Annotated in this window: 21 protein-coding genes; 11 read left to right on the top strand and 10 right to left on the bottom strand. The window is 51.6% G+C overall.

Annotated elements, in window-relative coordinates; all coding sequences use genetic code 11:
- Positions 1–5: 5 nt before the first annotated feature.
- The 4 genes from yidC to rpmH all read right to left on the bottom strand — a co-directional run bounded on the left by yidC (position 6) and on the right by rpmH (position 2756).
- Positions 6–1766 carry a membrane protein insertase YidC gene (gene yidC / locus WBP50_RS07705; RefSeq protein WP_423933033.1) on the bottom strand — a complete coding sequence of 587 codons (1761 nt, stop codon included), beginning with the start codon at positions 1764–1766 and terminating at the stop codon, positions 6–8.
- Positions 1759–2043, bottom strand: a complete 285-nt coding sequence (yidD, locus tag WBP50_RS07700; RefSeq protein WP_423933111.1) for a membrane protein insertion efficiency factor YidD — start codon at positions 2041–2043, stop codon at positions 1759–1761. The genes yidC and yidD overlap by 8 nt, the downstream gene beginning before the upstream one ends.
- Positions 2044–2118: 75 nt before the next feature.
- On the bottom strand, positions 2119–2526 hold the full coding sequence (locus WBP50_RS07695) for a ribonuclease P protein component (protein WP_423933108.1): 408 nt from the start codon (positions 2524–2526) through the stop codon (positions 2119–2121).
- 68 nt (positions 2527–2594) lie between these two features.
- The gene (gene rpmH / locus WBP50_RS07690; RefSeq protein WP_423933031.1) at positions 2595–2756 is read right to left on the bottom strand and encodes a 50S ribosomal protein L34; all 162 of its coding nucleotides are present in this window, start codon (positions 2754–2756) and stop codon (positions 2595–2597) included.
- 442 nt (positions 2757–3198) lie between these two features.
- On the opposite strand from rpmH, the gene dnaA reads away from it, so the two are divergent.
- From dnaA to WBP50_RS07670, 4 genes are all read left to right on the top strand, one after another.
- Positions 3199–4674, top strand: a complete 1476-nt coding sequence (gene dnaA / locus WBP50_RS07685) for a chromosomal replication initiator protein DnaA (protein ID WP_423933029.1) — start codon at positions 3199–3201, stop codon at positions 4672–4674.
- 291 nt (positions 4675–4965) lie between these two features.
- Positions 4966–6090: a DNA polymerase III subunit beta gene (dnaN, locus tag WBP50_RS07680; protein ID WP_423933105.1), complete on the top strand. Its 1125-nt coding sequence runs from the start codon at positions 4966–4968 to the stop codon at positions 6088–6090.
- 16 nt (positions 6091–6106) lie between these two features.
- Positions 6107–7198, top strand: a complete 1092-nt coding sequence (gene recF / locus WBP50_RS07675; RefSeq protein ID WP_423933027.1) for a DNA replication/repair protein RecF — start codon at positions 6107–6109, stop codon at positions 7196–7198.
- Positions 7195–7503, top strand: coding sequence for a DUF721 domain-containing protein (locus WBP50_RS07670; RefSeq protein ID WP_423933025.1), 309 nt, complete (start codon positions 7195–7197; stop codon positions 7501–7503). Before recF ends, WBP50_RS07670 begins: the two co-directional genes overlap by 4 nt.
- A gap of 42 nt (positions 7504–7545) precedes the next feature.
- Here WBP50_RS07670 and WBP50_RS07665 read toward each other — a convergent pair whose 3' ends face one another.
- The 3 genes from WBP50_RS07665 to mnmG form a co-directional block, all read right to left on the bottom strand.
- Positions 7546–8769 (bottom strand): FprA family A-type flavoprotein, encoded by a 1224-nt coding sequence (locus tag WBP50_RS07665; RefSeq protein ID WP_423933023.1) that lies wholly within the window; start codon positions 8767–8769, stop codon positions 7546–7548.
- Positions 8770–8865: 96 nt separating this feature from the next.
- On the bottom strand, positions 8866–11256 hold the full coding sequence (locus tag WBP50_RS07660) for a DNA polymerase domain-containing protein (protein ID WP_423933021.1): 2391 nt from the start codon (positions 11254–11256) through the stop codon (positions 8866–8868).
- A gap of 62 nt (positions 11257–11318) precedes the next feature.
- Positions 11319–13184, bottom strand: a complete 1866-nt coding sequence (gene mnmG / locus WBP50_RS07655) for a tRNA uridine-5-carboxymethylaminomethyl(34) synthesis enzyme MnmG (protein WP_423933020.1) — start codon at positions 13182–13184, stop codon at positions 11319–11321.
- Between the two features lie 441 nt (positions 13185–13625).
- Between mnmG and WBP50_RS07650 the strand changes: the two genes are divergently transcribed.
- From WBP50_RS07650 to WBP50_RS07620, 7 genes are all read left to right on the top strand, one after another.
- Complete coding sequence (locus WBP50_RS07650; RefSeq protein WP_423933018.1) at positions 13626–14063, top strand: thiosulfate oxidation carrier protein SoxY; 438 nt, start codon at positions 13626–13628, stop codon at positions 14061–14063.
- 31 nt (positions 14064–14094) lie between these two features.
- The gene (soxZ, locus tag WBP50_RS07645) at positions 14095–14391 is read left to right on the top strand and encodes a thiosulfate oxidation carrier complex protein SoxZ (RefSeq protein ID WP_423933017.1); all 297 of its coding nucleotides are present in this window, start codon (positions 14095–14097) and stop codon (positions 14389–14391) included.
- 81 nt (positions 14392–14472) lie between these two features.
- The gene (locus WBP50_RS07640; protein ID WP_423933015.1) at positions 14473–14829 is read left to right on the top strand and encodes a c-type cytochrome; all 357 of its coding nucleotides are present in this window, start codon (positions 14473–14475) and stop codon (positions 14827–14829) included.
- A 15-nt stretch (positions 14830–14844) separates the two neighbouring features.
- Entirely contained in the window at positions 14845–16137 is a 1293-nt protein-coding gene (locus WBP50_RS07635; protein WP_423933014.1) for an FCSD flavin-binding domain-containing protein, read from the top strand.
- Positions 16138–16303: 166 nt separating this feature from the next.
- Positions 16304–18148: a protein translocase subunit SecD gene (gene secD, locus WBP50_RS07630; protein WP_423933012.1), complete on the top strand. Its 1845-nt coding sequence runs from the start codon at positions 16304–16306 to the stop codon at positions 18146–18148.
- A 21-nt stretch (positions 18149–18169) separates the two neighbouring features.
- Positions 18170–19105: a protein translocase subunit SecF gene (secF, locus tag WBP50_RS07625; RefSeq protein ID WP_423933010.1), complete on the top strand. Its 936-nt coding sequence runs from the start codon at positions 18170–18172 to the stop codon at positions 19103–19105.
- Between the two features lie 47 nt (positions 19106–19152).
- On the top strand, positions 19153–20478 hold the full coding sequence (locus WBP50_RS07620) for a peptidylprolyl isomerase (protein ID WP_423933008.1): 1326 nt from the start codon (positions 19153–19155) through the stop codon (positions 20476–20478).
- On the opposite strand, the gene gyrB is transcribed toward WBP50_RS07620, so the two are convergent.
- The 3 genes from gyrB to WBP50_RS07605 all read right to left on the bottom strand — a co-directional run bounded on the left by gyrB (position 20467) and on the right by WBP50_RS07605 (position 23505).
- Positions 20467–22398 carry a DNA topoisomerase (ATP-hydrolyzing) subunit B gene (gyrB, locus tag WBP50_RS07615; protein ID WP_423933007.1) on the bottom strand — a complete coding sequence of 644 codons (1932 nt, stop codon included), beginning with the start codon at positions 22396–22398 and terminating at the stop codon, positions 20467–20469. The two genes, WBP50_RS07620 and gyrB, sit on opposite strands and share 12 nt — an antisense overlap.
- An 87-nt stretch (positions 22399–22485) precedes the next feature.
- Positions 22486–22875 carry a YraN family protein gene (locus tag WBP50_RS07610; protein WP_423933006.1) on the bottom strand — a complete coding sequence of 130 codons (390 nt, stop codon included), beginning with the start codon at positions 22873–22875 and terminating at the stop codon, positions 22486–22488.
- A gap of 12 nt (positions 22876–22887) precedes the next feature.
- Positions 22888–23505: a ribonuclease HII gene (locus WBP50_RS07605; protein ID WP_423933003.1), complete on the bottom strand. Its 618-nt coding sequence runs from the start codon at positions 23503–23505 to the stop codon at positions 22888–22890.
- Between the last annotated feature and the right edge of the window lie 137 nt (positions 23506–23642).

Below are 23642 nucleotides of genomic sequence, written 5' to 3'. Positions count from 1 at the left end.
ATGCCTTACTTTTTAGCGCTCCCTTTCCTCTTTTTCGGAGCGACGGCTGCAGCGGCTGCCGCAAGGGCTGCCTGAGGCACATCATCGGACGATGTAGTGGAATTGATGTAGAACTGCTGGACGACGCTGAAAATATTGAACATCAGGTAATACAGACCGAGACCTGCCGGAAGGTTATTGAAAAACAGAAGCATCATGACCGGAAAAACATAGAGCATAACCTTCATCTGCTCATTGCTCTGGGTGGTCGGCGTGATTTTCTGCTGTATGAATACCGTTATACCCATAAGAATCGGAAAAATCGCGATATGGTCTCCGTAGACCGGAATGCTGAACCCGAAGTCAAGAATGGAATCGGGAACCGAAAGATCCTTCGCCCAGAGAAATCCATGGTGGCGAAGCTGAATCGAGGAGCGGAACACATAGAACATCGCAAACAGAAGCGGCATCTGAAGCACCACCGGCAGACATCCTCCGAGCGGGTTGACCCCCGCCTCCTTGTAGATACGGCCAAGCTCGCTCTGCAGCTTCGCGGGATTATCCTTGTATTTATCCTGGAGCTCCTTGAGGAGAGGCTGCAGGGCGGCCATTTTTTTCATGGACTTCGTCGATGCCATCGACAGCGGATAGGTAACCAGCTTGATGAGCAGGGCGAAGATAATGATGATCAGGCCATAGTTGCTCACAAAACCGTTCATCCAGGTAAACACCGGCAGAATGACATACTCCGCAACCGGCCTGGTAAGCCAGTCCCAGCCAAAATCCATGATTTTTTCAAGACCGGCCCCAAGAGTTTTGACGGTATTGTAATCGAGAGGCCCGATATACAGGGTATAGTGGTCGCGGGCCACACTCCCGGTTGACGGAACACCCATCTTGAGCGATGCGAGATAGTTCTCGAAATGTCCTGAACCCCTTTTTCCTTCGAGGTAAATGCCGTCGGTTTTGCTTCCGGGAATCAGTGCCGCTGCAAAATACTTGTTGCGCACGGCAACCCAGCCTGCCTCGCCTGACTGCTCCTCGCGATAGGACTGGTTCTCCTTGGAGGCATCGATCTTCACCAGGCTGCCTCCGAGATAGGCGCTGGCGAGCGCGTTGTGCGATTCATCCTCCCTGTTTTTTTCCGAATAGGTCAGTCCTCCGTCCCACTGAAGCTGATACTCATTGCCTGCAAGGGCATTATTGAAACCGGTAAGCTTTACATCGTAGTCAACCTTGTAGCTGTTTCCGGAAAAGCGGTAGGTGATATCGATTGCCTGTTTCGGGCCGACATCGAGCCGGTATGCTATTACCGCACTCTGGGCGCCGCTCAGCGAAGTGCGTTTTTCGGTGAACAGTGGCCTGAAATACAGATCCCTGGTATCGATTTTTATGCCCTCGTTACTGAGGAAGAGAAGAGAGAGCGCCCCTTTGTCCTCGTCACTGACAAGATTGAAGGGCTGCAGCTTGCCGTCGAGATGTTTCTTGAGTACCACCGACTTGATGGTGGCTCCTTTCGAGGAGAGCGTGACCGTAAAGAGATCGTTGTCAACCTTCACCAGCTCTTCGCGGCCGCTGGAAACCGAAGCGAACGCGCCGAACGCATCGGAGGCCGGCTTCAGCACTGCCGGCGCAGCTTTTTCGATACCGGGACCGGCAAGTTCCGTTTGTGAACTGCGCGGCGGCTTATTCTCCTGAAGAGCCTTTTTTTCCGGCGACATAAACTGCAGCCAGACAATCATGATCAAAGCAATCAGCGCAAGACCTGTCACTGAATTTCTATCCATTGTCGCCTTCTTTTAAGTTGTCCGGTTTTCTGCCTGATTGTAACGGCACCGGATCATAACCACCTTTTGAAAAAGGATTACAGCGAAGTATCCTCCATATGGTCAGCCATGATGCATAAAAAAAATTGTGCGCATCGTACGCCTCAAGGGCGTACTGCGAACAGGTAGGGTAATATCTGCAGGAGGGGCCGAGCAGGGGTGAAAGGTAGGCGCGGTAAAACCTGATCAATGCCATTGGCACCAGATTTACTATCCTCCTCAGTGACATGCTCTCCATGATTAAATGCTCCATGACAAAACAGCTCGACAGCCTTCGAAACCGGAAATCCTGCGTCGGCAGCCTTACTATAATTCAGCTGCTTCTGATAGTACGTAATAATCTTCTGATTTCCCCTTGCAAAACGGCGAAGTCCGGAAACCTTTCACCGGGTCCCGTATAGATAACCGCAACACAGAACCTCCCTCTGCAGCGCTCTTCGCCATCAGTCCGTATACTTGTCTGCAGGACACCTTTTTCCTGTCGGTATGCCTCTCTCATCAGCCGCTTTATCCTGTTCCGTCTTGCCGCATCGGGCACGATTTTACGGCTCACGGCAAACAGAACGCCAAGCGGAGCCTCACCGGAAGAGCTTCCGTTTCCGACATACGAGTAAACAACCCTGACATACTCCCCCTTCAGTTTTTTCCGGCTCCTGAAAAGTTCGGCTATCTGCTGCTTTTTTCTCAGTATCTCATGCTTTCGCAGTGAATTGACATGCACTATGCTCAAGGCGTAAAAAAGCGGAGTTGAGTAAACCGGGACCCCTCTACAGGCTTCTTATGAGAAAATTATTTTACCGCCGTGCCCATTTCGCAGCTTACGGAAAGACGATGACGGCCTTTCGCCCTTCTTGAAGCAAGAACCCTGCGGCCGTTTTTCGTGGCCATCCTCTGTCTGAATCCGTGCTTGTTCCTTCTTTTTCTATTGCTAGGCTGAAATGTTCTTTTCATCGCTCGTTACTCCGGACGTTTTGAGATAAAGTAAAAAATCTGGGCTCCCAATGTAGCATATTATACGCTTATTCGCAAATGGCCGAACAACCACCCCAAGGCGGCCGCCATGCTGAAAAAAAATCGCAGAATCAATTTCCGCCACAAGTTACCAACAGTGTTGATAACTTGTGGATAAAAAAATCTCATACCCCCGAAACCCAGATAACGCACAGAGCCGCATTCATCAACAGGTGTGGATAAAAAATATGCCCGTATCTTATAAGTAAACAAATAAAAACAAGATAACCTGTTGATAACTCTCACTTCACATCCGGGAATCTCTCGGCGATTTTTCCACATGCAAATTGTTTTTTATCCACCGAAAACACTAACTTGTACACATTCAATGTTGATAGATTTGTTCTTTTCCCTGTTTCCCCCCCTACAAATTTAGCTCTGTATGCCCGAAACAATCACGAAAGTACAAACCGGAGTCCCCATCAATAAGCACCTGAAAAGCGCTTCTTTAGAGCATCAGGTGTGGTCGTCATGCCTCGACACAATAAAGGACAAAATCAATCCCCTCGCGTTCAAAACCTGGTTTCTTCCCATAAAGCCCGTCGGTTTTTCCGGCAATGAGCTGACCATCGAGGTTCCCAGCCAGTTCTTTTACGAATGGATCGAGGAAAACTACTCCTCCTATCTGAAACAGACGCTGAAGGAGGTCATCGGTCCCGAAGCGAAGCTCATGTACTCGATTGTCATGGATAAATCCCAAGGACAGCCGGTTACCATAGAGCTGCCTCACCAGAACAGCCTGTCCGACGAATGTCTTCCTGAAAAACAGGAAAAACCATGCAATGCGGCAAACCAGCAGGATTTCCAGCGCAATCTCATGCGTTTCGAAACGCATCTGAACACGAAATACACCTTTGAAACGCTCATCAGGGGAGACTGCAATTCCCTGGCTTTTGCCGCCTCGAAATCCATCGCACAGAATCCCGGACAGAACGCCTTCAATCCCCTGGTGATATACGGCGGTGTCGGACTCGGCAAAACCCACATGATCCAGGCCATAGGAAACAGTGTTCGGGCCAACTGCCTCTCCGAAAAGGTACTGTATGTTTCAAGCGAAAAATTTGCCATCGATTTCGTCAACGCCATCCAGAACGGCAAAATCCAGGAATTCTCCTCGTTTTACCGCACCATCGACGTTCTGATCATCGACGACATCCAGTTCTTTGCCGGCAAGGAGAAAACCCAGGAAGAAATTTTTCACATCTTCAACACCCTGCATCAGTCCAACAAGCAGATCATCCTCTCTGCGGACCGCCCCATAAAAGAGATCAAGGGCATTGAAGATCGTCTGATATCACGGTTCAACTGGGGACTTTCCGCCGATATTCAGCCGCCGGACTACGAAACGAGAAAAGCCATCATTCTCAGCAAGCTGCATCAGAGCGGCGTCAATCTTGACGATACCGTCATTGAATTCATAGCCACCAATGTTACCGAAAACGTCCGGGAGCTCGAGGGGTGCATCGTCAAACTGCTCGCCGCCCAGTCGCTGGACAATCAGGAAATCGATCTGCAGTTCACCAAATCCACCCTGAAGGACATCATCAGGCATACAACCAAGCAGCTGACGCTCGACACCATTGAAAAAGCGGTCTGCTCGTTCTACAGCATCACCCCGAACGATCTCAAGGGAAAATCAAAGAAGAAAGAGATCGCCGCCGGCCGGCAGATGGCCATGTATCTCGGAAAACTTCTTACGGATTCTTCACTTAAAACCATCGGCCTGCATTTTGGCGGACGCGATCATTCGACGGTCATTCATGCTCTCAATACCATAGAGAAGCGGGTCGAAGGTGTCGGAGACGAAAGAAAAAAAATCGAGGAACTGAAAAAGAGGATCGAGATACTCTCGATGTAAGACAGGAATCCGCCCTGTGCACTACCTGTTGATTCAGTGTGGGTGCGCTGTTGATAACAGGCGGGTTGCCAACAGTGCGGTACGGCGAAAAAAATGAACCAACAATCGGCCAACAGCGCACCCCTCCGGCAACAAACAGGTTATCAACAGTCCGGAAGTGTGTGGAAAATTTTTTAACCTCCTGTATAAGAACGGGTTATTGTGAATTCCGTATGGGTTGTCAAGATTTCCACACTTACAACAATAACAACAATTTTTTTAAACATTATTAAATAGTTAAAGAGTACGATGATGCAATTTTCCTCAACCATAAGGCAGATGCAGGATGCGGTCAGTAAGGTGTCGCAGGCCATTCCGGCAAAAACCATCGATCCGCGCTATGACAACGTTCACCTGACCCTTGAAAACGGTCTGCTTACCCTGTTTGCCACAGACGGTGAACTTGCCATTACCGCAAAGTGCCCCGTAGAGACTTCCGACACCGGAAACATCGGTATCAAGGCTAAAACCCTTCAGGATTTTCTCCGGAGCATGTACGATACCCCGGTCAGTTTTACCATCAACCGTCAGGAAATAAGCGATCACGGTACGGTTTCCATTTCCACTGACAAGGGGCATTATAAAATCCCCTGTCTTTTCGAAAGCAAACCGGAAAAAACCGAAAAAACGTATGCAATAACGCTCGAACTGAAAACCGAGGAGCTCCAGGATCTTATTCAGAAAACCATTTTCGCCTGCAGTGTGGATGGAATGAGGCCGGCCATGATGGGTGTGCTTTTCGAGATCGAAGAGAACAGTATCACCGGAGTTTCAACTGACGGTCACCGGCTTGTCCGGTGCAGAAAGCCCATTACCGCGGAGATAGCGGAAAAGCAGAAAATCGTCGTTCCGGCCCGGGTACTCTCGATTATCCAGAAGCTTGCCCAGAACGACAGCGTTACCATGTCCATCGACGAAGACCGCCGTTCGGTATGCTACAGCTGCGACAACGTCGTGCTTGAAGCCGCTCTTATCGTAGAGCCTTACCCTAACTACGAAGCGGTCATTCCTGTTGAGCACGACAAAAAGCTTGTTGCCCAGAGAACGGACATTTATGATTCGGTCCGGAGAGTCGGGCGTTTTTCAAGTATCGGAGATATCAAGATCGACGTCAACGGTGCGACGCTGAAAATAATGGCTGAAAACACCAACGAAGGAGAATCCGCACAGGAGGAACTGACCTGCAATTATACAGGAGAACCTATTACAATCGGTTTCAACGCGAAATTCATTGAAGCCGCCCTTGCTCATATCGACCAGAGCGAAATCATCATAGAACTGAAAAGTCCAACGACGGCGGTCATTTTCAAGCCCGGTGCAGCAAAGGAGCAGGAAGAGCTTATTATACTGGTGATGCCGGTTCGCATCAATAATTGAGCGAAGAGGCAGGTTATTGAAACTCGAACAGATACAGTTCGTCCATTTCAGGAATCACGGTTCCCTGACTTTTGCTCCTTCCGGAGGTATCAACCTCATTTATGGTCCGAACGGGTCAGGGAAAACCTCGATTCTCGAAGGAATACATTACTGTGCGCTGACGAAGGGTTTCGTCAGCGCTTACGACATCGAGTGTCTGAAAGAGGGCCATCTTTTTTTTCTGCTCAAGGGCAGGTTTGCAAGTGAAAGCGGCACAGAAACAGAGGTAAAAGTCTCCTACAGCCGTCAGGCCGGCAAACAGCTGACGGTCAACACCCTGAATCTCGCGTCTTTTTCATCGCACATAGGTGCGATTCCCTGTATTACCTTTTCACCCTCCGAACTCTCGATTATAACCGGATCCCCTGCGGAGCGAAGGCGTTTTCTCGATAACGCGATCTGTCAGACCAACCGGAGGTATCTTGATGCCCTTCTCAGCTACCGGAGAATCCTGCAACAGCGTAATGCACTTCTGTTCCGGATAAGAGAACATCGGTCGGGTATGGAGATGCTCGACATTCTCACCGAACAGCTGGCAGAGCATGCAGTCTGCATCGTCCGATCGAGAATGCAGTTCATAAGGGAGATTATGCCGGTAGCCGAAGCACATCTCGTAGCGGTTTCAGCCGGAGAAACGCCACGAATTGCCTATCGCTGTTCATTTCTTCCGCATGACTGCACCGAATCGTCCGATCAGCTTTCCAGGCTCTTTGAGGAGAGGATACGGGAAAAACGGCAGGAAGAGATCGCAAGGGCGCAGACGGCAATCGGACCGCACAGGGATGACCTGTTGTTTTTTCTTAATGAAAAAGAGGTTAAGAGATACGCATCGCAGGGTCAGAAAAGAAGTTTTCTCATTACCCTTAAACTTGCTCTCTATCGATATTTTCTTGAAAAACTCGATGAACAGCCTATCTGTCTTTTCGACGATCTGTTCAGTGAACTCGATCGCGAAAGGGTGGACAGCCTTCTCCTGCTGCTTTCCGGTTTCGGCCAAACCATCATTACGACGACGGAAAAAAGGAATACGCCGGGTGTTTCGGCACTCAATATTTGTGAAATAGCATGACAGGCGGTTTCAAAAAGACAAGAAAGGCTCCCAGACGGATTTCACTGATTGTCGAGGAGGTTTTCAGCGGGCTCGGCATGGATGATGCGCGCGAGCAATACCGGGCGCTCCATCTCTGGAGGGAGATCGTCGGTGAAACCATAGCGGCCGAGACGGTAGTAGAAAGGCTCTCGGATGGACAGCTTTTCATACGGGTGAAAAATTCGGTGTGGAGAATGGAGCTGAACTTCCGCAAGAAGGAACTTGCCGGAAAAATCAACAGTTTCCTTGGCAAGGAAGCGGTAAGGGAGATTGTTTTCAGATAAAAAGGGGCCGCACCCCGATAGTGTGCGGCTCCTGAAAGAATGTTACAGATTGCAGCTCAGCTGGTACATGTCGATCATTTTTTCAGCGAATGACCGGCCGAAAGCGATACACTCCTCGAATTCGGGTTCATGAGGCTGGAACTTGATTCTGACATTTTTTTCGAAAACATTGAGCTTGAGCAGCGAAAAGTTCGTTTCAATCATTTTAACGCCCTCACCGCTCCAGCCGTAGGACCCGAATGCGGCAGCGAGCTTCCCCTTGTCGCGAATGGGATTGACGGCGGCAAACAGCTGATAGATCTGCGTGAGGATATTCTGGTTGATGGTTGGAGATCCGACAATGATACCCGAGCAGTGGGCGATTTTATCCTCCAGCTTTGAAAAATGAATGTTTTCCACGTCGCAGATGTCAATGGTGAAGTCACACGACTGCTGCAGCCCTTCGGCTATTTTTCGGGCCAGGATAGTAGTGTTTTCATAAGCCGATACATAGGCGATGAGAATGTTCTTCTCGTTGGGAAGTGCGATGGCGTTCGTGGCGTAGCGGTGTGAAAGATCGACATATTTTTTCCAGTTCGAACGAAGGATCGGTCCATGTCCAGGGCAGATAACCTTTATGTCGAGAGGCTTGATCTTTTCGATGGCCTGAAGCATGTACTTGCTGAACGGCCTGAGAATGGCATCGAAATAGTAGGTGAAGGCATCGTCGAAATCGCCGACAAGGTCATCATACATCGCTTCGTGAGAAAAATGGGATCCGAAGGAGTCGCAGGTGAAGAGCACCCGGTCCTCTTCCAGCCAGGTGTAGATGGTATCTGGCCAGTGAAGGTTCGGTGCGCCTATGAAATGCAGTGTCTTGTTGCCCAGGTCCAGCGTATCGCCGTTTTTGATGACGAGATGCCGGAAATCGTGACCCGTCTGGTCCCGAAGAAATTTTATGGCATTGCCGCTGCCTACGACGGTTGCATTGGGAGCGACGCTCAACAGATTGGATACATTGCCCGAATGGTCGGGCTCGGTGTGGTCGACAATGATGTACTCGATTTCGGAAGGGTCTGTAACTTGTTTTATTTTATCAAGATAAGTCGGCCAGAACTTTACTTTTGAAGTTTCTACAACGGTTTTCCTGTCGGCGTTGATGAAGTATGAATTGTAGGTGGTTCCATACTTTGTCTCCATGACGATATCGAAGGTTATGAGGCCTGGATCAAGTACGCCTATCCAGGTAACGTCATCGGTAACGGGCAGTATTTTTTGGTCAGTCATAGTGGAAGATGAAAAGATGTTAAAAGGTAACGTTAAAAGCTATAATGAAATACAGAAAACGGATACTCATAGTTCCTGAAGCCCGTAAATGGGGATTTAAAAAGCGGTATCGCTGCTGAACGGGTCGGGTGACGTATTTCTCGTTTCACGTATCAGTTCGATTCCTTCGGGAGAAAAGGCGAAAAGGGTATCCGCCGAGAAAATCGTGCTGAAATCCTGCGGTTTGAAAAAGGGAAGGAATTTCTGGCAGTGCTCGTCGAGCCTTTTCAGGTAAAAAGCGGTGTTTTCATCGGGTTTACGAGGGTCCCAGTCAGAAGCAAGTCGGCCTTTATCGAAAAATGAGGATGCATTTCCCGAGCCTGATATATAATAGGTTATACGGTCTCCTTTCGAAAATTCCCCACCGGATTTAATGACCAGTTCGTAGGTAACCGATCTGGAGCGTCTGCCTGAACGTACATCCTCAAGATACTGTTCCGGAGAGGATTTCAGGGTTTCTGTCCTTGAAAAATCCCCAATGTCGAGCTGATGGTCAAGAATCTTCTGGCGGTACTCCATGAAGAGATCGTGGAGTCCGGCAATATCCTCTGACAGCAGCGTTTCAAACCCTTTCCTGACGAAATCACGGCCGAATTTCTCTCCGCTCCTGCTTGACAGTGAAGAGCCTTTGAGGGTCATGACATTGTCGTAACCCATGAGGGCATAGTTTTTTTTCAGGTAGGAGATCATTTTCCTGAACCTGCCGTCAAAGCCGATATTGATGCCTTCCGGCATCCTGGAGGATACTTCGCTCACCAGACGCCGCTCCTCTTCTTCATTCGTTATGTCCGGAGGTGGGATAAAAAGAATTCCGTCGGTATCGACTTCAATGACACGGCATCCCCGAGCTTCGAATTCGGCAATCATCTTTCTGGCAATACTCTGTCCTGTCGATGTTACCCTGTCCGCTTCTGCGAAATCATTGAAAATTCCTCCCTGGAAACCCAGATAGCCGTACATGGCGTTGATGAGGATCTTGAACGATCCCTGCATGGCGTCGAAGTTTCCGGCCAGAGCATTGTTTTTTTTCTCCCTGTTCTCCCTGCTGAGGTCTTTTGCCCTGAAACGGAGATCTCTCAGATCGCGCAGTACGCCGGGAAAAACCTTCAGGGTATCGCTTCCCGGACAGATATCGTAAGAGAGCATGATGGATGGATAGAGAGACTCCACATCCGCATAGACAATGGGTCCGAGTACGCCTTTCAGAAAAACCTCCGTATAGCCTCCCGTAAACTGCTGTCCGGAAGATGGTTTGGGAAGTGAATGCTTCCGGTTGAGGTACTCGCGTACGAACAGTGCTTCTATTTTGGCTGCAGGTCCAAGACGCGAGGTCATGGCATAGGTATAGGGAAGCATCTGCGCGGTGTAGAAGTTGCTGCCGGAGAGCATCTCCGACAATGCTCCGGTTTCGATGACATCGTCAAGCGCATAGGCCAGCAGCTTTTCATGGTCGTTATCCCATGTCGATGCGATATCCTTGTAGTCAATATAGGTACGTTCAGGAGCCGCAAAACCGAAATGTCTGGCGACAGCCTTCAGCCCGTAGCTCTGGAGCGAGCGCTTTGACGTGTCGTAGCTCTGGATAAGGAACAGTGTATCGACGACATGGCGTCCGGGGATGTCGAAGAACGGAAAATCAATGGTTCGTTCCGCGAAGCGGATGCTCGAAGGATATGTTTTAGGCTGCAGCCCGTCCCGGCCTATCGAAAATGCGAGGCCGTGCCGTTCGCAGCGGCGCTGCAGATAGGGCAGATCGAAGCTGAATATGTTATGGCCTTCAATAACATCAGGATCTTTAAGGGTTATCGTTCTGATCGTTCGATCGAGCAGTTCCTTTTCCGAACTGTTTTTTGAGTGCAGCACCTCTTTCCATCCTCGATTGTCGGAAAGCGAAACAATGATTATTTCATCCGAAAATCGGTCGTTCTCCTCACCGCCGCGTTTTTCAGGCCTGTAATACGTTTCAATATCGAGCTGAAGACGATGAAGGTTTTCAAACAGCATTCCCTTGAAAAGGGTTTTTCCGGTTTGCAGAAAATACTGGGTAACGGCGTCGCCTTTACTGTAGGTAAGGGAGCTTCCTTCCTCCGCAGGGCTTTCGGCGCTTCCGGAAAGAAGCGAGAGCTTTTTTGAATTGATGAAATCAAGAGCCGCCCTGAAGGTTTTCCAGCTTCCGAAAATTGCGAGATACTGATAGAAATTGTCGCCCTGCAGATTGACCAGCCAGAATTTCCTCTTGTCCTCCGGAATGAATCCGTCAAGCACGGCGCTTTCGGAAAGAAAAAAGAATGGATAAAAAGGGTCGTCGCGATAAAGAACGGTATTCCCATTACGGAAAAATATTCTGATATGCGTATCGGAAAGCTGATAGGCTCCGACTATGCACTCCTCCTTGTCTTTACCGAAAAGAAGATTGTTGTCGAGAATGTCATGAATGAAATTGTCCATGAACATGCCGGGTGAAAATGAATGAAGCATCCCGATGTTTCACGTGAAACATCGGGAGATGATTACCGTCCAATTTTAATCATAAGAACGGAGATATCCGAAGGGGAAACACCGAGAATTCTCGATGCCTGCCCTATGGATTCGGGTCGGTGTTTCATGAGTTTTTCCCTTCCCTCATTTGAAAGTCCCATCACGTCCGCATACGGGAACGTCTGCGGGATTTGCAGCGATTCAAGACGGGCGATTTTTTCTGACATGAGCAGATCGCGTTTCAGGTACCCTTCGTACTTGATATCGATTTCAACCTGTTCCAGCACAAGCGGATCCGAAGTCAGTGCGTGCACCTGTTCCCTGAAGGCGGGCGAGCTTTCAAAAAGCATCTGAAAACAGACGCCATGTCTTTTCAGGATGTTCGCGGCGGAAAGCGATGCCGGAATGTCCTGAAGCCCCTGTTCAGCGAGAAGAGGATTGATCATTTCCGGCCTGAATCTGAAGTTTTCAGCAAGGGTCCTGACCTGCCGGATCGCTTCGGTTTTCAAGACGCAGGCCGCCATTGAAGCTGCTGAAACAAGCCCTGAGGAGAATCCGTAGCCGCAGAGGCGGATATCGGCATTGTCGTGACGAAGAAGAAGCCGGTGCTCTGCGGAAGAGGTGAACATACGGTAGGGTTCATCGGTGTCCTTGGTGATGAGGTCATCGATGAGCACTCCGATATAGGCATCGGAACGTTTCAGAATGAGGGGTTCCCGTTCCCTGATTTTGAGCGATGCATTGATTCCTGCAATGATTCCCTGCGCGGCAGCCTCTTCATAGCCGGAAGTTCCGTTGATCTGACCTGCGAAATAGAGGTTTTCGATGATTTTCGTTTCCAGCGTGTTTCCGATCTGATAGGGGAAGAAGTAGTCATATTCAATCGCATATCCAGGACGGATCATTTTCACCTGTTCAAGGCCCGGAATCGATTTCAGCCCTTTCATCTGTATGTCTTCGGGAAGCGAAGTCGAAAATCCGTTCACGTACATCTCGTTGGTGTCGAACCCCTCCGGTTCAAGAAAAATGTGGTGACTCTCCTTATGGGAAAAGCGGTTGATCTTGTCTTCGATCGAGGGGCAGTAGCGGGGGCCGGTTCCCTGAACCTTTCCGGTAAAGAGTGGCGAGCGGTCAAAGCCCGTTCTCAGAATGTCATGCGTTTCCGATGTCGTTCTGGTCAGAAAACAGCTCAGCTGGGCTATCGAGCCAAGAGAGCGCGTAGAAAAAGAAAACGGAACAGGATCGTCATCGCCCTTTTGCTCCTCAACCAGGGAATAATCGACACTTCTTTTGTCGATACGCGGCGGGGTGCCTGTTTTCAGTCGTCCGTATCTGAAGCCGTGTGCTGCAAGATTTTCTGTCAAACCGGTAACCGGAGGCTCCGCAATCGTTCTGCCTCCCGGAAAATGGTTGAGGCCGATATGGATCAGCCCGTTCAGGAATGTTCCGCAGGTCAGAATGACTGCTTTTGCCGGTATCAGGGTTCCGGTTGACAGGCGAACGCCTGCAGCTTTTTTCGATTGGACATGGATTTCTGTAACCGTATCCTGCAGCAGATCGATATGCTCCTCTTTTTCGATGACCCGTCTCATGTACATCGAGTAGCGTGTCCGGTCAGCCTGTGCTCTTGGTGAATGCATCGCCGGGCCCTTGCTCAGGTTGAGCATCCGGAACTGAACGCCCGTGGCATCGATAGCCTTCGCCATCTCTCCCCCCAGCGCATCGATCTCGCGTGTTATCTGCCCTTTTGCAACGCCTCCGATAGCCGGATTGCAGGACATTCTGGCAAGCGCCGTAAGGTCTGAGCTGATCAGCAGGCAGGACATGCCGGATCTTGCTGCAGCCAGGGCGGCCTCGCATCCGGCATGTCCTCCGCCGGCAACGATAATATCATACATGAACAATACAATTATGTTTCACGTGGAACATTACGATTCGTTTAATGGTGTAGAGAGTAATTAGAACGTATTATCGGCAGGAGTACTGATTTTTCTCTCTCTCCGTCTCCCTCAGGCATCCGCCAGCGGCAGGAGGGTTGCATTGCTTGCCTATAAGAGCAAATGTATTAAAAAAAAGCTCAACAGGTATTTCCCGGAGCGGGTGTTCAGGGCATTCGGTGAAGGTATCAGACCGGATTCAGGCAGAATAGCGATTGTCAGCCGTTTGTCTCTGCCGGCCTTCTCTTTCATGTGAAAAGAAAGTGCATGGGCGGTAACTGTGAGATGAAAAAATATTTGCATCGGGCTCTGTTTTTTTATATAATTATATAGTTATATAAAAAAACGTTTTCCGCAGCTGAGCAGGCTGATGCGACCCGCTCGTTCATTCCGGCACCAATTATGAAGAGACGAACCTTTCTGGAGCGCAGTTCCGTTGCTGCCGCGCTTGTTCTGTTGCGGCCTTCCTCGCTTATGGCGGCATGGAACGAAAAACATTTTCAGCAGGTTTCCATCGATAAAGCGTTCCTTGACGTTCTCGGTACGAAAGACCTTGTCAAATCCGGCAGCATCACCATTGCGGCCCCTCCGGTTGCGTCCGACAGCTCTGCGGTTCCGGTTGAAATCATCTCCGGAATCAGGGGCGATCAGCTCTATCTCTTCGTGGAAAGGAACGTTACGCCACTTGTCCTCAGCTGTGCCCTTCATGGCGGCGCTATCCCATTTCTTGCTCTTACGGTCAAGATGAGGGAGAGTTCGCTGCTTTACGCCGTTATCAGGGAAGGCGGGAAATACCATATGGCCTCGGTGCATGTCGATGTAGCGGTTCAGGCCTGCTGAAATCACGTCCACAACATATGTCAACGTGTTTATGAGAATACTCGCGAAAGAGGACGGGGGGATTGTCTCGCTCAAAGTCATCATTCCGCATCCGAACGAATCGGGTACGAGAAAGGACGAGTCGGGAAACGTTGTTCCTGCCTATTACATCAGGGAAGGCTCTGTTTTGCTGAACGGTCTGCCGCTTATCGAGCTGCAGCTTGGCCCTTCGGTTTCCAGGGACCCTTTTCTGCAGTTCAGGTTTGCCGGTAAAAAAGGAGACCGGCTCAATTTGCGGTTCATCGACAGCAGGAAGCAGGAATATGCCGCCGAAGCTGCGGTTGTCTGATTCTCCGGCTGGATGACGTCAGGGTTACAAAGGTGTTATGTGCGCTTCTCTTTCTTAACAATCAACCAGGAGAAACATATTATGCAGGTTACTATCAGATCGTTGCTGACGACCTGTTTCGTCTTTTCAGCTCTGCTTGGTGCCGGGGCTGAAGCTACAGCGGCAACAACGCCGGCTCAGAAAGAGGTCGAATCGAACCCCCGGGGGCAGATTCTTTCTCTTTCCTGCTCTTCCTGTCACGGTACTGACGGAAAAAGCGCGGGAGTCATCCCCTCGTTTTACGGGAAGTCGCCCGAGTACCTTGAGACCGCATTGAAGGATTTCAAGACAGGCAAGCGGTATTCAACCGTTATGGGCAGGCATGCCAAAGGGTATACCGACGAAGAGATCCATTTGATTGCGCAGTATTTCGGAACGGTCTGGCAGAACAACAAATAAGGGGGAGATGCAAATATGAGCCATAAAATTTCACGCAGGGATTTCAACAAGCTCCTGGTAACGGGAGTCGCCGGTTCCGCCCTCGGTATTTTCGGTACCATAAAGCCGGCATTTGCCGCACAGAAAAGGGTCGTCATTATCGGTGGCGGTTTTGGCGGTGCTTCGGCTGCCAAATACCTCAGGAAACTGGACCCTTCGATTGCCGTTACGCTTGTCGAGCCGAAAGCGACCTTCTATACCTGCCCGTTCAGCAACTGGGTGCTGGGAGGTCTGAGAACCATGGCCGATATCGGACAGACCTACACTGCCCTGAAAAGCAGGCACGGCGTCAATGTTCTGGTCGATTCCGCTACAGGTATCGATGCCGCCAAAGCTACGGTAACCCTGAAAAGTGGCAAGGTGCTTCATTACGACCGCCTCATCGTTTCACCCGGCATCGACTTCAAATGGAGTGCCATCGAAGGTTATAGCGAGGCTCTTTCGCGCACGAAAATGCCGCATGCCTATGAGGCCGGTTCCCAGACCATTCTCCTGCACAAACAGCTGCTTGCAATGAAAAACGGCGGCAGGGTCATTATCTGTCCTCCGGGCAACCCGTTCAGATGTCCTCCGGGACCCTACGAGAGGGCAAGCCTCATTGCTCATTACCTGAAAGCGAAGAAGCCGAAATCGAAAATTCTCATTCTCGATGCCAAAGAAAAGTTCTCCAAGCAGGGGCTTTTCAAGAAAGGATGGGATACGCTGTATCCCGGCATGATCGAATGGCGTTCAGGCCCGACCGGCGGAAAGGTTACGAAAGTTGACGCTGCTTCCATGAGCGTAACAACCGATTTCGGAGTGGAAAAGGGTGATGTCATCAATGTCATTCCTCCCCAGCAGGCAGGAAAGATCGCCTTCAAAGCCGGTCTGACCGATGCCTCCGGATGGTGTCCGGTCAATCCAAGCACCTTTGAATCGACGATTCATCCCGGTATTCATGTTATTGGCGACGCCTGTATCGCCGGCGCCATGCCGAAATCGGGTTTTGCCGCCAGCAGTCAGGGCAAGGTTGCTGCCGCTTCGATCATCAGGCTGTTCCAGGGCAAGGAGCCTGCACCGCCCTCTCTGGTCAATACCTGCTACAGTCTGATCGGAACCGATTACGGGATTTCCGTTGCCGGAGTTTACAGTCTCAGCCCTGCCGGCATTATCGAGGTTCCCGGATCCGGAGGACTTACACCGATGGATGCCGATGCCGATCATCTCCGCGAGGAGGCGATGTTCGCCGAAGGCTGGTACAGGAACATTGCTCAGGACATCTGGGGATAAACGCCCGCACTCGATTTGCAAAGCCCGGTTTCAGCCGGGCTTTTTTTATGGGAATGCCCCGGAGGATGCACGCGCAATCAGCCGGGACCGGGGTTGATTGTTAATCACTACCCCGTTTTATATATTGGCTGAATTATTTCCATCGCGTGAAAAGCTTTATTACATAATGAAAAATAAACCATTCAACCTTTTTCTGATCGTTCTGGTAACAGCGGTATCTCTCTGGTCACTCTGGCCGACCTGGCGTGATTACTCGTTATCGCAACAGATGGACCGTTTCGCTTCGGCTGAAGACAGCCTGAAATTCAGCATCAGCCATCGTGACGAGATTGAAAATGCCCGCAGAAAAAGCCTTAAGCTCGGCCTCGATCTGAAAGGCGGGATGCATCTTGTCATGGAAGTCGACCAGGTAGATCTGTTCGAGCAGAAAGCATGGAACAAGGATGCCCGTTTCCACGCGATTATGGCGAAAGTAAGGCAGAAAGCCGCGACAAGCGACGCCGGAGTAATCGACCTGCTTGCCGCGGAGTTCAGGAAAGAGAATATCCGCCTGAGCCGTTATTTTTACGATATCCGCAACTCGGACAGGGAGATAACCGGCAAGCTCCAGAAGGAGTCGGAGGATGCGCTCACCAGGGCCAGGGAGATTATCCGTAACCGCATCGATCAGTACGGCGTTGCCGAGCCGGTGATAACCACCCAGGGAACCCGCCGCATCATCATCGAGCTTGCCGGGGTATCCGATGAAAACCGGGTGAGAAATCTCCTCAAGGGAACTGCAAAGCTGGAATTCAAGCTGCTGCGGGAGCCTGAAGTGCTGCTCAGGGTGCTTGACAAGCTGAACACGTCACTTGCATCGCAGGGCTCCGTTGCTTCGCCGGCTGCCGTTCCCGATACGTCGGGCAGGGCCGTTCCTGCAGCCGGAACGCTTCTGACGGCACCGCCCAGAACTGCTGCAGCCGCCCGGCCGCTCAATGATGTGCTCACCGTACTGCAGAACGGAAATGTTTATGTCTCCGAGGAGTCGAGGGAGTTCGTATCACGGCTGTTCCAGCGCGACGACATCAAGGCGCTGGTTCCGCAGGACAGCGAACTGCTTCTTGCCGCGAAACCCGATCAGCTGCCGGATGGACGGAACTACTATTCAGTTTTTCTTGTCAGGAAAACCGCTGAGCTGACAGGAGGCGTCATCACCGAAGCCAAGGCTTCGTTCAGCGCTGAAGGAGCCCAGCCCGAAGTGCTCATGGAGATGAATTCAGAGGGTACGGCCAAGTGGGCCCGTATAACCGGGGCCAATATCGGCAAGCGGGTCGCCATTGTGCTGGACGGAGCGGTTTACAGTGCGCCGGTGGTTCAGTCCAAAATTCCGAACGGGAACTCCGTCATCAACGGGATCGGGAGCGTCGATGAGGCAAAAGATCTTGAGATCGTCCTGAAGGCCGGAGCACTGCCTGCACCGGTGAGGATCATGGAAGAGCGAACCGTGGGGCCGTCGCTGGGAGCCGATTACATCAGGGCAGGCATGCTTTCGATGATGTGGGGCTTCATAGCGGTATCGGTGTTCATGCTGCTCTACTACCGTACCGCAGGTATCGCGGCTGATATGGCTCTTGTCCTGAACATTCTTGTCGTACTTTCCGTGCTTGCCGGATTCAGCGCCTCGCTCTCGCTGCCGGGTATCGCCGGTATCGTGCTGACCATGGGCATGGCCGTTGACGCAAATGTGCTGATCAACGAGCGTATACGGGAGGAACTCGCCGAAGGGAAGTCGATCGTTTCGGCTGTGGCTGCAGGTTACGACAAGGCGTTCTCCTCCATTCTCGATTCGCACGTCACCACCCTCGCTTCGGCATATCTGCTCTACACCTTCGGTATCGGCCCTATCCAGGGGTTTGCCGTTACCCTTATGATCGGTACTGCGGCAAGCCTCTTTACCGCGGTGGTGGTAACAAAGGAGATTTTCACGTTCATGATTTCGAAAAACATACTTACAGACAAGAGCTTCGGTTAATCATTCAATGAGACACAAGCCATGAGGATTTTTCATAAGACCAGTTTTGATTTTATCAAATACCGCAAGATCGCATACGCTATTTCCATTATTCTTCTGCTTTCAGGCATGGTTTCCCTCGCATTCAGGGGGCTGAACTACGGCATCGATTTCAGGGGGGGGTCAGAGGTGGTGATTCGCTTCGAGAAGAACGTGGATGTCGGAAGCGTGCGCGCCGCACTCAAGGATGCCGGGGTTTCCGGAACGCTGAAACAGTACGGTATCGACCGCTCGTTTCTGCTCAGTACGGTGTTCAGCGGCCAGACCAATGAACTGAAATCACTGGTTTCCAATGCTTTCAAAAACCGGTTTCCGGAAAACAGCAACGAAATCGTGCGTATCGATTCTGTAGGTCCGAGCATCGCCTCCGACCTGAAATGGTCCGCGCTCAAGGCATTGCTCGGAGCTCTGGCCGCCATTCTGCTCTATGTCGGCGTCCGTTATGAGCTGAAATTCGCAGCTGCCGGAGTTGTCGCTATTTTTCACGACGTGCTTACGGTGCTTGGTATGTTCAGCATTCTCGGAGGGCTTTTCGCATTCATGCCCCTGGAAATAGACCAGAGCGTCATTGCGGCATTTCTTACCGTTGCCGGGTATTCCATTACCGATACCGTGGTGGTGTACGACCGCATCAGGGAGCGGATACGGGGGAAGAAGCCGTCGGAATACGAAGCCATTTTCAATGAAAGCATGAACCAGACGCTCAGCCGGACCATCATTACCGGAGGAACGACACTGCTCAGTGTGCTGATTCTCTTCATTTTCGCCGGTCCGGCAATCAGGGGTTTCGCTTTTGCCGTTTTCTCAGGCATCCTTATCGGAACCTACTCATCCATTTTTGTTGCCGCACCGCTGGTCTATGACTGGCTGCGGATGACAAAGTCGTCGGTAAAGCTCAGGGGCGGCAGTGCGGCATAGGATGCGGGAGAGTGTAACAAAACAATATCAAGCAAGGAGTTATGAGCATGAAGAGCATGAAAAAAGTCAGGACGGCGGTCTATGCACTCTGTCTGCTGTTTCTGACGGGCAATGCCGGGAGCGCCGAGGCGCAGACCGTTGACAGGATAGTAGCCGTGGTCGGAAACGAGGTCATACTCCGTTCGGAACTCGATGAGCGGGTGATGATGACCAGATTCCAGTATCCCGAACTGAAAGCCGATAAAAACCTTCCGGAGAAGGTTCTGAACTCGCTGATCGACCAGAAGGTCATTCTCGCCAAGGCGAAGATCGACAGTACCGATATCGATGAGGCCTCGCTTGACGGACTTGTGGCCGAGAGGATGAAGGTGCTTGCCTCCCGATTCTCTTCCAGAGAGGAGATGGAATCACGTTTCGGCAAGAGCGCGCTGCTGATCCGTCAGGAACTGCGTCAGGAGGTGAAAAACCAGCAGCTTGTCGAAACCCTGCGCAGAAAGAAGATGGCAGGCGTCTCCGTCAGCAATGAAGAGACCCTGGCATTCTACCAGGCAAATAAAAGCAGGCTCCCGGTTATCCCCGAAGGTGTTTCGGTGTCGCAGATTCTCAGGTATCCCGGTGTTACGGCTGAAAACCGTGCGGCCGCACGGGCCATGATCGAGAAAGTGCAGGCGGAACTCAAGGGCGGCGCCGATTTCGGTGAGCTTGCGAAAAAATATTCACAGGACCAGGGTTCAGCCCCGACCGGAGGGGATCTCGGCTATGTACAGAAAGGCGAACTGATCCAGAGTTTTGAGGACGCGGCTTTCGCGCTCAAGGAAGGCAGGATTTCCGATATCGTTGAAACCCGTTACGGCTTCCATATCATCCAGCTGCTCAACAAGGAGAGCAATACCCTTCATGTGCGCCATATACTTATCGGTTTCGACCGCTCGAAGCACGATGACGAGGGCGCTATGGCGACACTTCGCACCATAAAGGCCGACGTCCTTGCAGGCAAGGCGTCCTTCGCCGATATGGCCCTTAAATATTCCGAGGATCCGGTTTCCGCAAAAACCGGCGGCGCCGTGCTCTCCTCCTCCTCCTCGAAGAGCGTTTTTCCGCTTTCTTCGCTTCGTTCGCCGCTCAAAGAGGTTGTCGGCAAGCTTAAAAGGAACGGTGATATCAGCGATCCGTTGAAAATCGATTCTCCCCAGGGTGGATCGTTCTATGCGATATTCCGGCTGAACGAAAAAATCACCGCCCATCAGCTCGATGCCCGGCAGGATTATGCCCTGCTTGAAGAGCTTGCTCTCGACAACAAGAGGCAGCGGGTTTACGAAGCGTGGCTGCAGCAGCTCCGCAAAGAGGTGACGGTGCGGAAATCAGACATCTAGACGCCGGACATACCGGGCGTTTTTTTCGATGAAATCCCTTCGGGGTTCAACCTTGTCTCCCATAAGCGTGGAAAATACCAGATCGGCTTCCATGGCGTTTTCCACGCTTACCTGCAGAAGAGACCGGTGTGCAGGATCCATGGTGGTGCTCCACAACTGTTCGGGGTTCATTTCGCCGAGACCCTTGTAGCGCTGGATGTGCACCGTCGCCTTGCCTTTCTGCATTTTCTTCATCGACTCGATAATGGTGTTTCGTTCATCATCGTCCCATGCGTACTGCTGGTCCTTGCCTGATTTGACCAGATAGAGCGGAGGCTGTGCGATGAAAACCTTTCCCGCTTCGATGAGGGAGCGCATGTACCTGAAGAAAAATGTCAGCAGCAGGGTTCTGATATGCGCACCATCGACGTCGGCATCGGTCATGATGATGATTTTTCCGTAGCGGAGCTTTTCGGGAGAGAACTCCTCTTCGCCGAAGCTGGTGCCGAGAGCCAGAATAATGGTCTTGATCTCCTCGTTTTCCAGCATCTTGTGCAGTCGGGCTTTCTCGACATTGAGGATTTTGCCCTTTAGAGGAAGGATTGCCTGGAAACTGCGGTCCCTGCCCTGTTTGGCGCTGCCGCCCGCCGAATCACCCTCAACGATGTACAGTTCGCAATGCTCCGGATCGTTGATCGAGCAGTCTGCCAGTTTTCCCGGCAGGCCTGAGCTTTCAAGCACCGATTTCCGGCGGGTCAGTTCCTTGGCCTTTCTTGCCGCTTCCCGCGACATGGCCGCACCTTTTACCTTTTCGATAATCAGTTTGAGCACATTGGGGTTGCTTTCGATAAACTCGGCAAGCTGCTCGTTGACGATACTCTCGACGATGCTCTGCGTTTCGGAGTTTCCGAGTTTCGTCTTGGTCTGCCCTTCAAATTGCGGCTCGGCGACCTTGACGGAAATCACAGCCGTGAGGCCCTCCTTGAAATCGTCTCCGGTCAGGGTTATTTTCAGGTTTTTCAGCAGATCGTTTTTCTGGGCATAGGCATTCAGTGTACGGGTGAGCGCCTTGCGGAAGCCGGTTACGTGCGTTCCGCCCTCATGGGTATTGATATTGTTCACGTAGCTGAAAACGTTCTCCTGATAGGAGTCGTTGTACTGCAGGGCCAGCTCGACAATGGTGGAGTCGCGTTCGCCGTAGATATAGACCGGCTCCTTGAGCAGCTTGATGCGGCTCTGGTCGGTAAACTGGACAAACTCCTTGAGTCCGCCTTCATAATGGAATATCTCATCGTTGCCCTCGCTGTCCTGGACGGTAATGCAGAGCGTTTTGTTCAGGAACGCCAGTTCGCGCATGCGGTCGATAATGATATCCTTGCGGAACTCGGTCGCCTTGAAAATCAGATGATCGGGTTTGAAGGTGGTTTTCGTGCCGCGCTGGTCGGAAGGGCCGATATCCCTTACGTCACCCTGGGGCACTCCGCGTTCATAGCGCTGGAAATAAGCCCGTCCATCGCGGTACACCTCTACCTCGCACCACTCCGAAAGTGCGTTCACAACCGATGCGCCGACACCGTGCAGACCTCCCGATACCTTATAGGCGCCCTTGTCGAACTTGCCGCCGGCCCCGATGAGGGTCATCACCAGCTCGAGAGCCGATTTCTTTTTTTCGGGGTGTATGTCCACGGGAATGCCTCTTCCCCTGTCGATGACGGTAACCGAGCCGTCCGGGTTCAATGCTACAAAGATATAGTCGTTGTAGCCGCCAAGGGTTTCATCGATGGAGTTGTCGACAATCTCGTAAACAAGATGATGGAGTCCTCTGCTGTGGACATCGCCGATATACATTGCAGGCCGCAGGCGCACATGCTCAATGCCGTCGAGGACCTGGATATTGGTTGCTGCGTAGGAAGATGGGGTCTGGGTACCGGTTTCAGGCATAATCTCTCGTAAAGTGACTGAGTGAAGAAAATAAACCACAAGATAACAAAATTAGCGGATTAGCGCTATCGGTGCATGCTCAGGGACTTACCGGATTTCATCCCAGAATGCGTCCGTGAAGTGCTCGATGGTGAACGACGCGATTCGGTCGCCGGACATGCTGTCGGCAAGAATTGCAATCACGTCGAACCTGCAGTCGGGTTCACGGTTTTCAAGGGTGAGCAGGTAGGCTCTGGCCGCCTTGATGATCTCCTTCTGTTTCTGCGGGGTGACCGATTCCACCGGGTGCCCCTTTTCGAGGGAGCCTCTGGTTTTCACCTCGATAAAACAGAGCGTGCGGCCGTCGAGGGCTATAAGGTCGATCTCGTTGCGGCGATACCGGAAATTCCGGACGACAACCCGGTATCCTTTTGATGCGAGATACTCCGCTGCAAGCTGTTCCCCCTGCCTGCCAAGCGAATGCGGGTCGTGATCCATGCGCTCTCTCCTCTACTTTTCTCCGAGCTGTTTGAGCCGGAAGCTGTTCCGGTGAATGGGGCATCTGCCGTATCGGGCAATCGCCCGGATGTGCTCCCCGGTCGGGTAACCGAAATGACGCTCGAAACCGTATCGGGGATACGTTCCGGCATAAGCCTTCATGACGGAGTCCCTTGATGTTTTGGCAAGCACCGAGGCGGCTGCAATCGAGAATACCTTCGAGTCGCCCTTCACGATGGTTTCATAGGGTACGGGCAGGAGCGGTCTGAACCGGTTGCCGTCGACAAGCAGCAGTTCGGGAGGCTCGGGCAGCGCCGCCACGGCGTTGTTCATGGCCAGCATTGTTGCCTGGAAGATGTTCAGGCGGTCGATCGTGTCAGGCTCAACTGCGGCGACCGCCCAGAAGAGTGCGGCTTCCTTTACGGCAGGAGCAAGTTTTTCGCGGAGTTCCGGAGAGAGCTTTTTTGAGTCGTTGATCGCCGCAAGCGGCCCGTTATCAGGACTGAACCAGCGGGGAAAGACCACGGCTGCAGCCACAACCGGTCCGGCAAGCGGCCCTCTTCCTGCCTCATCGATACCACAGACGAGTGACGTGTCTTGCCAGATCGGATATTCGTAATCGGTGTTCATGTTCTTCTTTTTTCCAGGGGGGCCTGCGTCATTATCCCGTAATATAGCCGAATCTCCGGTAATAAAGCGGGAGGCGGCTTCCTTTCCGTCCGGCCGCAGGGCATGTTGCTGTTTCCTGTTATAATTTCTTATCTTGA

The organism is Chlorobium sp. (genome assembly GCF_049593655.1).
In the GTDB taxonomy this organism is placed as follows: domain Bacteria; phylum Bacteroidota; class Chlorobiia; order Chlorobiales; family Chlorobiaceae; genus Chlorobium.
The sequence above is the reverse complement of the archived record's forward strand: the minus strand, read 5'-3'. Positions and strand labels throughout refer to the sequence as shown.

Bases quoted from the DNA above. Each gene is read 5' to 3' on its own strand.
- secF (WP_423933010.1), top strand. From the start codon at position 18,170: ATGAGGATTTTTCATAAGACCAGTTTTGATTTTATCAAATACCGCAAG.
- WBP50_RS07665 (WP_423933023.1), bottom strand. From the start codon at position 8,769: ATGACTGACCAAAAAATACTGCCCGTTACCGATGACGTTACCTGGATA.
- WBP50_RS07650 (WP_423933018.1), top strand. From the start codon at position 13,626: ATGAAGAGACGAACCTTTCTGGAGCGCAGTTCCGTTGCTGCCGCGCTT.
- mnmG (WP_423933020.1), bottom strand. From the start codon at position 13,184: ATGTATGATATTATCGTTGCCGGCGGAGGACATGCCGGATGCGAGGCC.
- dnaN (WP_423933105.1), top strand. From the start codon at position 4,966: ATGCAATTTTCCTCAACCATAAGGCAGATGCAGGATGCGGTCAGTAAG.
- rpmH (WP_423933031.1), bottom strand. From the start codon at position 2,756: ATGAAAAGAACATTTCAGCCTAGCAATAGAAAAAGAAGGAACAAGCAC.
- WBP50_RS07605 (WP_423933003.1), bottom strand. From the start codon at position 23,505: ATGAACACCGATTACGAATATCCGATCTGGCAAGACACGTCACTCGTC.
- yidC (WP_423933033.1), bottom strand. From the start codon at position 1,766: ATGGATAGAAATTCAGTGACAGGTCTTGCGCTGATTGCTTTGATCATG.
- WBP50_RS07640 (WP_423933015.1), top strand. From the start codon at position 14,473: ATGCAGGTTACTATCAGATCGTTGCTGACGACCTGTTTCGTCTTTTCA.
- soxZ (WP_423933017.1), top strand. From the start codon at position 14,095: ATGAGAATACTCGCGAAAGAGGACGGGGGGATTGTCTCGCTCAAAGTC.
- WBP50_RS07660 (WP_423933021.1), bottom strand. From the start codon at position 11,256: ATGGACAATTTCATTCATGACATTCTCGACAACAATCTTCTTTTCGGT.
- WBP50_RS07670 (WP_423933025.1), top strand. From the start codon at position 7,195: ATGACAGGCGGTTTCAAAAAGACAAGAAAGGCTCCCAGACGGATTTCA.
- WBP50_RS07620 (WP_423933008.1), top strand. From the start codon at position 19,153: ATGAAGAGCATGAAAAAAGTCAGGACGGCGGTCTATGCACTCTGTCTG.
- yidD (WP_423933111.1), bottom strand. From the start codon at position 2,043: ATGGAGAGCATGTCACTGAGGAGGATAGTAAATCTGGTGCCAATGGCA.
- gyrB (WP_423933007.1), bottom strand. From the start codon at position 22,398: ATGCCTGAAACCGGTACCCAGACCCCATCTTCCTACGCAGCAACCAAT.
- dnaA (WP_423933029.1), top strand. From the start codon at position 3,199: ATGCCCGAAACAATCACGAAAGTACAAACCGGAGTCCCCATCAATAAG.
- WBP50_RS07635 (WP_423933014.1), top strand. From the start codon at position 14,845: ATGAGCCATAAAATTTCACGCAGGGATTTCAACAAGCTCCTGGTAACG.
- WBP50_RS07610 (WP_423933006.1), bottom strand. From the start codon at position 22,875: ATGGATCACGACCCGCATTCGCTTGGCAGGCAGGGGGAACAGCTTGCA.
- secD (WP_423933012.1), top strand. From the start codon at position 16,304: ATGAAAAATAAACCATTCAACCTTTTTCTGATCGTTCTGGTAACAGCG.